The following is a 10,545-nucleotide window of genomic DNA, read 5'->3' on the forward strand; positions in this document are numbered from 1 at the left end:
GTAGTCATTACGAACGATACCCGGGATGTGCTTTTTCGTGAAGAAAAAACACTTACCATGCAGGCGCTGTTAAGTCCCCGCATTGTAGAAGAGGAAATGAACCTGCAGTTCGATTTTGGGAAGGCATGTTTCCGGGAGGTATATTTTGACGGGCTGCACATTTCTTTTGGTCATGCACAGGTATTTCAAAACCTGCATATTGCGGTAGACATACCGGAGGGGCCTTCAATGGTATCGCAGCATTTTGTGCTGCAGGGAAATTTCACCGGCAACCTGCCGGGCAAGCCGGATTATCATTTTTCCCAGCTGGAGCATAACCTGATGTATAACCCCACGCTTTCTGAAAACGCCAAAATAAAAAAGCAAAACATCATTGAGATGGTGTCGCTTAGCCTTACCCGTGAACGCTTCCTGGAGCTGGCGGAGAATAACGGCGAAGTAATGGACCGTTTAGGCGAGCAGATTGCAGGCAACAAAATAGTTTTACTGAACCAGCAGCGCAACCAGCCTATTACCATGCAAATGCTGCGGGTGCTGGAAGAAATAAGGTACTGCCAGTTTACCGGCGGTATTAAAAAGCTGTTCCTGCAATCTAAAGTGCTGGAATTGCTGGCTTTACAGTGCGAACAATATGAACGCTCAGGACCGGGTCATACGCCGGAAGATACGATGCTGTCTGCCACAGACCGGGAAAAGATATATTATGCCCGCGACCTGCTGCTGCAGGCCATGCAGCAGCCGCCATCCCTGCGTGAGCTGTCGCGGCTGGTAGGATTGAACGAATTTAAGCTGAAAACCGGCTTCAAAAAGGTGTTTGACAATACGGTGTTTGGTTACCTGAACGATCAGCGGCTGGACCATGCCCGCGAGCTGCTGCTGCAACAGCAGTACCGGCCGCTCAGCGATATTGCCCTTGAGCTGGGGTACTCTTCTCCACAGCATTTCAGCAATGCATTCAGTAAAAAGTTTGGTATCAGCCCGGGGAGAATGCGCCGGTGATTAAGAATGAATAATTAATAGGTTGTGGTTTATTGTTTGGATGGAGGATGCCGGATTGATAATTAAGAACGAATGACTACGAATTAAGGATGACCTGTTTGGTGAAGGCCGCCAGGGTTACACGTTTCAGGCGGTTGTATATGGTTTGATCTATTTCCGTGAACAGCTCATCCAATGCATCATTAATACCGGCGCCTACTGCACAATCGGGGTTGGGCAGGTTGGGGGAGAAGCCAAATACATGATCTTCTTTTACAGCCTGGAACACTTCCGACATGCGGATCTGCGAAGCCGGCTTGCGCAGGCGGCTGCCGCCGCTTTTACCCTCCTTGCTTTCCACCAGGCCCGCTTCCCTTAAAGCACTCAGCTCTTTACGCACCAAAGCGGGGTTGGCGTTCATTGAACCTGCAATATATTCAGATGATACCCACTCGCCGTCGCTGATACTCAGCAGGCTTAAAATGTGCACGGATATTGCAAACTTACTCTTAACCATTCTGTAACTTATTGCATTACAGTACAAATGTAACTATTAACAGGCAGCTGCCCAAATATGCAAATGTGCAGGCTGCCGGCCTGAAAGGCGCTGCACCTGCACATTTTGCGGATCAGTTATTTGCTACTACAGGCGTTTGAAGGTATGCGCCTCATTTGTGCCTGCATACAAGTTCTATTTTTTCACGATCAGCCCTGCATCCTTTTTTACTTTTGCCACCTGCTCTACCGGCGGTGTTTTCTTTTTAGCAACGGTATTGGTGGTATTGCCATGTATTTGCGCCAGGGTAGGCGCAATTACCAATGAAACAATAGACATCAGCTTGATGAGGATGTTCATGGAAGGACCGGAAGTATCTTTAAAGGGATCGCCTACAGTGTCGCCGGTTACAGATGCTTTGTGCGGCTCTGATTTTTTGTAGTAGGTTTCACCATTTATTTCCACGCCTTTCTCAAAAGACTTTTTAGCGTTATCCCAGGCGCCGCCGGCATTGTTCTGGAACATGCCCATAAGCACCCCGCTAACAGTGGCGCCGGCCAGCATACCGCCCAATACTTCGGGACCGAAAATAAAGCCTACAATCAACGGCATAATTAATGCAATAGCACCGGGCAGCAGCATTTCGCGGATAGAAGCCTGCGTGGAGATAGCCACGCATTTTTCATATTCAGGCTGTCCTTTACCTTCCATAATGCCGGGAATTTCGCGGAACTGGCGGCGTACTTCCTCTACCATGGCCATGGCGGCGCGGCCTACGGCTGCAATAGCCAGGGAAGAGAAGATGAACGGGATCATACCGCCTACAAACAGGCCTGCCAGTACGTTGGCCTTATAAATATCAATGCTGCTGATGCGTGCAATACCTACAAAAGCGGCAAACAGCGCCAGCGCGGTAAGCGCGGCAGATGCAATGGCAAAACCTTTGCCGGTAGCGGCGGTGGTGTTACCTACGGCATCCAGTATATCTGTTTTTTCACGTACTTCCTTGGGCAGCTCGCTCATTTCAGCAATACCGCCGGCATTATCTGCAATGGGGCCAAAGGCGTCAATAGCCAGCTGCATAGCAGTGGTAGCCATCATACCGGCAGCGGCAATAGCTACGCCGTACAGGCCCGCCAGCGCATAAGAACCGTAAATACCGCCTGCCAGCACCAGGATGGGCAGCATGGTAGACTCCATACCTACGGACAAACCACCGATAATGTTGGTGGCATGGCCGGTAGCCGACTGGCGGATGATGGAGCGCACCGGGCGTTTACCCATGGCCGTATAATATTCTGTAATTATGCTCATGAGCGTACCTACTATCAGGCCTACGGCTACTGCGCCAAATACGCCATTTTTAGTAAACTCATGGCCGCGCAGCATCATGGTTTCGGGCAGCAGCCACTGTACCAGGAAGTATACTATTACGGCGGTGAGGATAATGGAGCCCCAGTTACCCATGTTCAGCGCCTTTTGTACAGCACCTGTATGTAAGCCGGCGCTGTCGCTGATTTTTACAAAGAAGGTACCGATGATGGAAAATATAATACCCATACCGGCAATGAGCATTGGCAGCAATATGGGGGCAATGCCGCCAAAGTTGTCTACAGACTGGGTTTCGGCGCCCAGCACCATAGTTGCCAGCACTGTGGCTACATAAGAGCCAAACAGGTCGGCGCCCATGCCGGCTACGTCGCCCACGTTATCGCCTACGTTATCGGCAATGGTAGCAGGGTTACGCGGATCATCCTCCGGGATGCCGGCTTCCACCTTCCCAACCAGGTCGGCGCCTACATCGGCTGCTTTGGTATAAATACCGCCGCCGACACGGGCAAACAGCGCAATGCTTTCCGCGCCTAATGAAAAGCCGGTAAGCACCTCAATGGTTTTGATCATTTCCGGTGTGTTGGCAGCAGCGCCAAAATAAGCTTTCAGTATAATAAACAGGCTACCCAGGCCCAGTACGGCCAAACCAGCCACGCCCATACCCATTACAGAGCCGCCGGTAAAAGACACCTGCAGGGCTTTGGCCAGGCTGCTGCGCGCTGCCTGCGCAGTGCGTACATTAGCCTTGGTGGCAATGCGCATGCCTATAAAACCGGCGGTGGCAGAGAATACAGCGCCCATGATAAAGGCGAGGGCAATGGTCCAGTCGGAATTTTCATGGGAAGCTCCCATATAACCCAGCAATAATGCAGCTATTATTACAAAGTAGGTAAGGATTTTGTATTCAGCTTTCAGGAATGCCATAGCGCCTTCTGCGATATGTTTGGCTATTTCGGCCATTCTTTCATTTCCCGCATCCTGGCGTACAACCCAGGCGCTTCTTACAGCAGTGAACAGTAATGCAATTAATCCAAAACATGGAACGAGATACACGATACTCATATAAGCGTTTTTAAAATATACAAGGTTGACAAAAATAACGTTTCCCATTTACTTTTGCTAATGGGAATTTAATGTGCCCGTATTTGGCCGGAAACCGCTGCAGTAGCAGCAAAAGATGTACATGAAGGGTGAATGCCTGCACACACCTCCCGTAACCTGCCCTTTCTTTTTAAAGCTGGAGGAACGCGGGTCCCAAACAATCAATAATACTTTCGGCCGTCATGGCCTCCTGCGACATGCGGGCGGCTGCAATATCGCCGGCCAGCCCGTGCAGGTAAGTTCCCAGCAGTATAGCTGCTTTGGGCGCATACCCCTGCGCCAGCAGAGAGGTAAGTATGCCGGTAAGCACATCGCCGCTGCCGCCGGTAGCCATACCAGGGTTGCCGGTGGCATTAAAGTAAATAGCGCCGTCGGGGCAGGCCATGGCCGTGTACCGGCCTTTGAGCAATATGTACAGCTGCAGCTTAACGGCCTGCTGCGATAGCAGCTCAAGCCGGGTAAAGTCATTTTCGCTGCTGCCAAACAGGCGCTCAAACTCTTTAGGATGCGGCGTTAGCAGGGAACCGGGTGGTATACGGGTTAACAGGAACGGATATGCGGCAATAATATTCAGCGCATCGGCATCCAGCACCATAGGGTGGCGGTATTGCTCCAGCAGCAGCTCCAGGGATTTGGCTGTGGCGGTGGCGGTGCCCAGGCCAGGACCTATGCCAATGGTTTTATACTGCTGCAATCCGCGTGTTTGCGGAGGGCTTTCATGAAAATGGGTGCTGTGGGTTTCCTGGGTATCTGTTACGCACATGGCGGATGGCGCGCTCACCTGGATGACCTGGTACCCGCATTGCGGTACATGGCAGGTAAGCAGCCCCACGCCGGTATGCAGGCAGGCCCTGGCGCTCAGCACCGCGGCGCCCATTTTACCATAGCTGCCGGCTACCAGCAGGGCATGGCCATAAGTGCCTTTATGGGAAAATGGCTTGCGGGGCTGGTAAATGGTGCGCATCATATGCGCATCTGTAACATGAAAGCGGGTAGGCGTATGCGTAAGATAGTCGGCATGCAGCCCAATGGGCAGTATATGCACCTGGCCCACGCGCTCCGCATTTTCCGGCAGGAGGAAGGCCAGCTTATATACCTCAAAGCTAAGGGTGACATTGGCATGCACCACGGGCATGTGCGTGCTGGATGCATCGGCCAGCATCCCCGAAGGGAGGTCTATAGCCACCACGGTATGCCGGGTTTGCAGGTCGTTCAGCTGGTGAATAAGGCCTGCCATCCAGCCTTCTACAGCGCTGCGCAAACCGGTGCCAAAAATGGCGTCTATAATAATGCTTTTGGGCGGCAGGGCCGGGAGGTCGGCAATGGCAGCCACATCGTGTATACTTTGGGGATATTGCTGTTCCAGCGCCTGCCGGTTGGCCATATGGTCGGCAGCGGCTTTGCTGCTGTGATGCACAACACAGGCCACTGCCTTATAGCCGTTATTGAGCAGCAGGCGGGTAATTGCCAGCCCGTCGCCGCCGTTATTGCCCATACCGCAGAACACATAAAAAGGCCGCTTGCCGTCAAACCGCCTGAACAGCCATTGCGCACAGGCGGTGGCGGCCCTTTCCATCAGCTGAAGGCTGCTGACAGGCTCATGCTGTATGGTATAAGCATCTGCTTCGCGTATTTGTGTGGCGGTAAAAATTTTCATACACCTATGTGTATAAAAATACGGGAAAGTTTTGATCAAAAAGAAAAGCCCTGGTGTTTTAACCAGGGCTTTAAACCAATTCATATTTATAGTTCGGACGATCAGAACGTATAGCGTGCGGAAGCGCCGCCAATTTCTTCTCCAAGGAAGTGGGTACCACCGGAGAAGTTAAAGAAAGGCTTCAGGTCGGCGCTAATGTTCAAAGGTATTTTTTTGAAAGTATATTCCACGCCGATAATGCCATCCAAACCAGCGGTGAAGTAACTGCCGTCGCCGTCGCGGAAGAAACGGTCGCGGTCATAATCGTAACGGTCATAAATGCCCAGGTGCGCACCGCCGCCGGCGTACATCAGCAGCTCCGGCATATCTCTTGTCAGGTTCCAGTGATATTCATACAAACCCGTAAAGGTAACGTTGCTGCCTTTGTCAAAGTTGGTGAAAGCCAGGCCTTCAATGGCGTGAGGGCCGGAAATGAAATGCTTGATGGTAAAGCCTACGATCCAGGGGTTCATCCTGATACCGAGTGCTGTTCCATAATTGGCAGGTGCTTCACCACCTCTTCTTAATCTTTGTGCATTTGCCTGTACTGCCACCAGGGCAACCAGGCCCAGAATTAATGCCGCTCTTTTCATTTTATGTTTGGTTTTATAGTTAATAGTTGAATAGCTATTTCCGGTTTAAAATGTACCTGGCAGATACTGCAAAAGAGGCCAGGTCCGATGGTGTGGTAAAATGGACGGCCGGTTTCCAGTCGAGCCCGAGGTTCAGCGGAATGCCGGCAAAGTTATAATCCAATCCCAATATACCATCAAAACCGGCTATGAATTTTGTGCTTCCTTCATACCTGCGTACGCCCATGTGCGCGCCGCCGCCTGCATACCAGGCAAAGCCTTGGACGGTAAGCGCCGACAGGTCAAAGTGGTGCTCATATAAGCCGGTAACTGTAAATGTTTCATTATAAATGCCTGCAATGCCTTCTGCCGCATCGGCATTTGTGAAGAAATAACGGGCGGTAGCTCCCAGGGGTAAACCAAGCCGTATACCGACCTGGGTGGTGCCTTTGGGGGTTGCTTCCTGTGCTTTCAGCTCAAACATACATATGGTAAACAATACAGTAAGCAATACAAACCGCTGATTTAACCGCAGTTGATACTTTTTGCCGCGCTTTGCAGCATGTGTTGTAATGCCCGATTTCATGTTGGTATGAGGTTTTAACAATAACAATGCCAATTCAATTATGAATTACGAATTGGGAAGTGTTATAACATTCATATGCGTGCCATGCGTGAAATTGCGCCGGGCCATGAATGCATTGAATATATTTAATTTTTCCGGTTTATAACGGCCACGTGGCGGTTATTATTTCACCAGCTTCAAATAAATAAAGCCGGCAATGCCTGCAAACAGGGAGGCGGCCATTACTGATATAATGGAAATGATCTGCAATTCGGCCTGCCGGTAAGCCAGCGTAGCGATAAAAATAGACATGGTAAACCCAATGCCCGCAATAATACCGGCGCCCAGCAGCTGCGGCCAGCTAGTACTATCCGGCAGGGCCGCCAGCTTTAATTTAACGGCTATGAAAGAAAAGCCGAAAATGCCCAGGGGCTTGCCCAATACCAGCCCGGCCATAATGCCGTAGCTTACAGGGGAGGTAAAGGCCTGGCCAATATCCGGTGGAAATACAATGGCGGTATTGGCCAGCGCAAATACGGGCATTATTATAAAATTCACCGTATCGTGCAGGGAATGAATAAGCTTTACAATTTTAGAAAGCGGTATGCAAAAAGCTACCAGCACACCGGCTATGGTGGCATGAATGCCGGAGTTATAAATGAAATACCACAGCAGCAACCCGGGTATGATATAAAAGACCAGGCGCTGTACCTTAAACAGGTTCAATATAATAAGCAGCGCCAGCACGCCTGCGCCGCACAGCAGGTAGGTAAGCTGCAGGCTTACGGTATAAAAAATGGCAATGGTTAATATGGCACCCAGGTCGTCAATAATGGCCAGGGCCATTAAAAATATTTTAAGGGTTACCGGCACCCTTTTGCCCAGCAGGGATAATATGCCCAGTGAAAACGCAATATCCGTAGCCATGGGAATGCCCCAACCGTGGGCATAGGGCGTATATCCGTTAAAAGCGGTAAATATCAGGGCAGGGCATACCATGCCGCCCAGGGCTGCCAGCGCCGGCAACAGCGACTTACGGATAGAAGACAGCTCGCCCACCGTAAGCTCCCGTTTTATTTCCATACCCACCAGGAAAAAGAACAGCACCATTAACCCGTCGTTAATCCAGTGCAGCAGGGTGTGAGGCAGGTGCAGGCCGGGGGGCGTATGCAGCTCCGCTCCCCAGAGCGGTACGTAATACGGCTGCATGGCCGAGTTGGCCGCTATTAATGAAACAATGGTACAGGATAGCAGCACAATACCCACTGCACGGCTGTCCTGCAAAAATTCGTACAGGGGTGAGAGTAGTTTCTTCTTAATATTCCTGAGCTTATTTTCAACAATTTTCGCCATAATATATGCCGGCCTGCAGCCATACGGCTTCAGCCACTGGTTAGGTCATAAATATATTAAGTAACAGGCAACATGCCATGCGCCGGGGCGGATTTATTGCCCCATCAGCTCATATTTACTTTTAGGCTTACGCTTAATATCCCAATGGAAGTTTTCCAGCAGCAGCTCTTCCTTAGGCCGTTGCGTAAAGGGATACATGGTGCCTTCCGGGTCTTTAATGAATACAACTTTATTGAGCTCGCCGCCTTTGAAGTGGATATTTATAATAGCGCTGAGCGATTTATTTACGCTTATGAAGCCGCCTTCATCATCCTTCACATAGTAAATGCTTTCCGCATTACCGTCTACATGCATCCAGTCCAGCGCATTGCCAACGAAGTAGCCGGTAATGATGTTGCCTTTTATCTGGTTGTACAACGGTTTGTCGGGCTCTGCTTCGTTTACTATCAGCGCATTGGGCTGCAGCACCAGCTTATCGGCCTGCTGGTTTTTGGTGTAAAGGTAAATGGTATCGCCGGATAGCTGCGTATCATTGGCCCATAATACCGGGTTACGGTAAAAGCGGAAAACAGAGTCGCGGGAAGAGTAATACAGGCTATCGGCAACGCCCTGCAGGGAGTCTGAAAAAATACGCACGTGGTGGTAGGCCAGTATATAGCGCCTTTCAACGGTATCTGGCTTTGCGGTGTCCCCGGGCGCGGCTAAGGGTTCCGGACCTTTAAGGTCCGGAACTGGAAGATCGTTATTCTTTTGCAGCTGGCGTTTGCCTGCTGCGGGGCGAGCTTTATGCGTATTTGCCGTATCTGCTTTTGCCTTCTGTAATATGGTATCTGCTGCTGCCGGGGCAGTGGTATCTGGCTGCAGCAGTGTTGCCAGGGAGTCGGCGGGGGGCAGTGGCAGCGGGGCCTTTATTTTTTCAGGAGCCGCCGTGTCCTGCGCAAGGCTGTCTACCCCCGGGCGTTTAACCGGCGCCGTTATAATGCTATCGCCGCGCATAACTCCCGAGAACAATGTATCGGCTACCATGTACAGGGTATCTTTTTGCCGTTCCAGTATCAGCAGCGGGTGTTGGGTAGCCAGCACGGTTTTATTGGCCTGGTTTACCTTACCGTAGTTGGAAAGCAGCGACATATGGTTGGCAGTATCCCTGTACACCATGTTGCCGGTGGCATAGGAGTAACCGGTTGTTTTATCGGTTTCTATATTATCGGCGGTAATAGTGCTGGCGCTGTCTACGATAGTGGGGCGGCTGCCAAAGTTGCCATAGCCGGTTTCCGTATTGTAGTAGCCGGATGTGGTGTACATTACGGTTTTTCCGTCGTTAATGGTGGTAGGTGCCACCATGGTGGCAATTTTGGTATCGGTATTATACAGTAAGGTATCGGTAGTAAGGGTATAGGATGGATCTATGAGCAGCACATTGTACTTAAAATACACATCCTTGGTATCTGCATAATAATAACCTTCCTTACTGGTAAGCACGCTGGAGCCGTTTATCAGCTTACCGCCCTGGGTATAGGTGCCAATGCGTGCATTCATATCATACTGCAGCTCAGGGCCCGAGATGTTCACCTTCCCGTCTGTTAAGCGGGCATTGCCCCTCAACGTAGCCATTTTGGCATTGCCTTCATAATGCAGGTAATCGCCGTACACCTGCACGCTGTCGGCCTGGTTAATATGCACATGACCGTAGGCGTCCAGCTGGTTGGAGAGGCCGTTTTTAAAGGCGCTGTCGCATGAGATAATGGTATTGCCCTGCCGGAAGGAGGCATTGCCGATAAAGCGGGCCAGCTGCACGGAGTCGCGGGTAATATTGTTCAGCGTATCTGCATGCAGAATGTGTATCACAGAAGTGCTGTCCCCGTTCTTTTGCTGCGCCAGTGCGGGCCGTATTCCCAGGAGGTAAATGCCTATAAGAACAAGGCCATATCTTATCAAATGCTGCATCTTACAAATCATCATTGAGCCGTTGCCGTATCGGAAGGGATGGGCCTTACTTTATCTTTTTTGCCAAACAGCGAGAAATGTACGTACCGTTTGGGGTTTACGCGCAGGTCTTCCAGCAGCTTATTCAGGCTGCTGAGGGAGTTCTGCAGGTTATTATACACCTTTTTGTCGTTCATGAGCAGGCCCAGGGAGCCTTCGCTGTTATTCAGCTTGGTGGTCATCTGGTCCAGGTTAGCCATGGTATGCTGCAGATCCTGCAGTGAAGTGTCCAGCTGTCCGTTAGCCAGGGTGCCGGTGGCTTTTTCGGCATTGGCCAGGATGCCTGTTATTTTATCATTATTTTTCTTCAGGTTATCGGTAATATCCGCCAGGTTGTTGAAGGTAGCCTGTACATTTCCGTTATCCGGGTCCAGCATACGGTTCAGGGAGCCGGAAGTGGCGGAAAAGTTGCCCATGGTATTTTTCAGGTGGGCAATGGCTACGCGTAAGTTAGCTTCCGTGGTGG

Annotated in this window: 8 protein-coding genes and 1 pseudogene; 1 reads left to right on the forward strand and 8 read right to left on the reverse strand. The window is 50.8% G+C overall.

Translation table 11 applies throughout. The features are described 5' to 3' along the window. On the forward strand, positions 1-999 hold a 999-nt coding region (locus VFS25_RS01795; protein ID WP_326460399.1), incomplete at its 5' end, for an AraC family transcriptional regulator. 76 nt (positions 1,000-1,075) lie between these two features. On the opposite strand, the gene VFS25_RS01800 is transcribed toward VFS25_RS01795, so the two are convergent. The 8 genes and pseudogenes from VFS25_RS01800 to VFS25_RS01835 form a co-directional block, all read right to left on the reverse strand. Then, positions 1,076-1,495, reverse strand: a complete 420-nt coding sequence (locus VFS25_RS01800; RefSeq protein WP_326460400.1) for an Rrf2 family transcriptional regulator — start codon at positions 1,493-1,495, stop codon at positions 1,076-1,078. Between the two features lie 174 nt (positions 1,496-1,669). Beyond that, entirely contained in the window at positions 1,670-3,868 is a 2,199-nt protein-coding gene (locus VFS25_RS01805; RefSeq protein WP_326460401.1) for a sodium-translocating pyrophosphatase, read from the reverse strand. Between the two features lie 169 nt (positions 3,869-4,037). Next, positions 4,038-5,564 (reverse strand): NAD(P)H-hydrate dehydratase, encoded by a 1,527-nt coding sequence (locus tag VFS25_RS01810; RefSeq protein ID WP_326460402.1) that lies wholly within the window; start codon positions 5,562-5,564, stop codon positions 4,038-4,040. 101 nt (positions 5,565-5,665) lie between these two features. Continuing rightward, complete coding sequence (locus tag VFS25_RS01815) at positions 5,666-6,196, reverse strand: hypothetical protein (protein WP_326460403.1); 531 nt, start codon at positions 6,194-6,196, stop codon at positions 5,666-5,668. A 34-nt stretch (positions 6,197-6,230) separates the two neighbouring features. Then, positions 6,231-6,659, reverse strand: a complete 429-nt coding sequence (locus VFS25_RS01820) for a hypothetical protein (RefSeq protein ID WP_326460404.1) — start codon at positions 6,657-6,659, stop codon at positions 6,231-6,233. A 264-nt stretch (positions 6,660-6,923) separates the two neighbouring features. Continuing rightward, on the reverse strand, positions 6,924-8,093 hold the full coding sequence (gene nhaA / locus VFS25_RS01825) for a Na+/H+ antiporter NhaA (protein WP_326460405.1): 1,170 nt from the start codon (positions 8,091-8,093) through the stop codon (positions 6,924-6,926). A gap of 93 nt (positions 8,094-8,186) precedes the next feature. Beyond that, the gene (locus tag VFS25_RS01830) at positions 8,187-10,040 is read right to left on the reverse strand and encodes an OstA-like protein (RefSeq protein ID WP_326460406.1); all 1,854 of its coding nucleotides are present in this window, start codon (positions 10,038-10,040) and stop codon (positions 8,187-8,189) included. Between the two features lie 11 nt (positions 10,041-10,051). Beyond that, positions 10,052-10,545: pseudogene (locus VFS25_RS01835) on the reverse strand (hypothetical protein); the annotation flags it as partial.

Origin of the sequence: Chitinophaga sp. (assembly GCF_035761305.1) — a bacterium.
Taxonomy (GTDB): domain Bacteria; phylum Bacteroidota; class Bacteroidia; order Chitinophagales; family Chitinophagaceae; genus Chitinophaga.

Coding starts and splice junctions, on each gene's coding strand:
- VFS25_RS01815 (WP_326460403.1), bottom strand. CDS start 6,196: ATGAAAAGAGCGGCATTAATTCTGGGCCTGGTTGCCCTGGTGGCAGTA.
- VFS25_RS01805 (WP_326460401.1), bottom strand. CDS start 3,868: ATGAGTATCGTGTATCTCGTTCCATGTTTTGGATTAATTGCATTACTG.
- VFS25_RS01820 (WP_326460404.1), bottom strand. CDS start 6,659: ATGTTTGAGCTGAAAGCACAGGAAGCAACCCCCAAAGGCACCACCCAG.
- VFS25_RS01830 (WP_326460406.1), bottom strand. CDS start 10,040: ATGCAGCATTTGATAAGATATGGCCTTGTTCTTATAGGCATTTACCTC.
- nhaA (WP_326460405.1), bottom strand. CDS start 8,093: ATGGCGAAAATTGTTGAAAATAAGCTCAGGAATATTAAGAAGAAACTA.
- VFS25_RS01810 (WP_326460402.1), bottom strand. CDS start 5,564: ATGAAAATTTTTACCGCCACACAAATACGCGAAGCAGATGCTTATACC.
- VFS25_RS01800 (WP_326460400.1), bottom strand. CDS start 1,495: ATGGTTAAGAGTAAGTTTGCAATATCCGTGCACATTTTAAGCCTGCTG.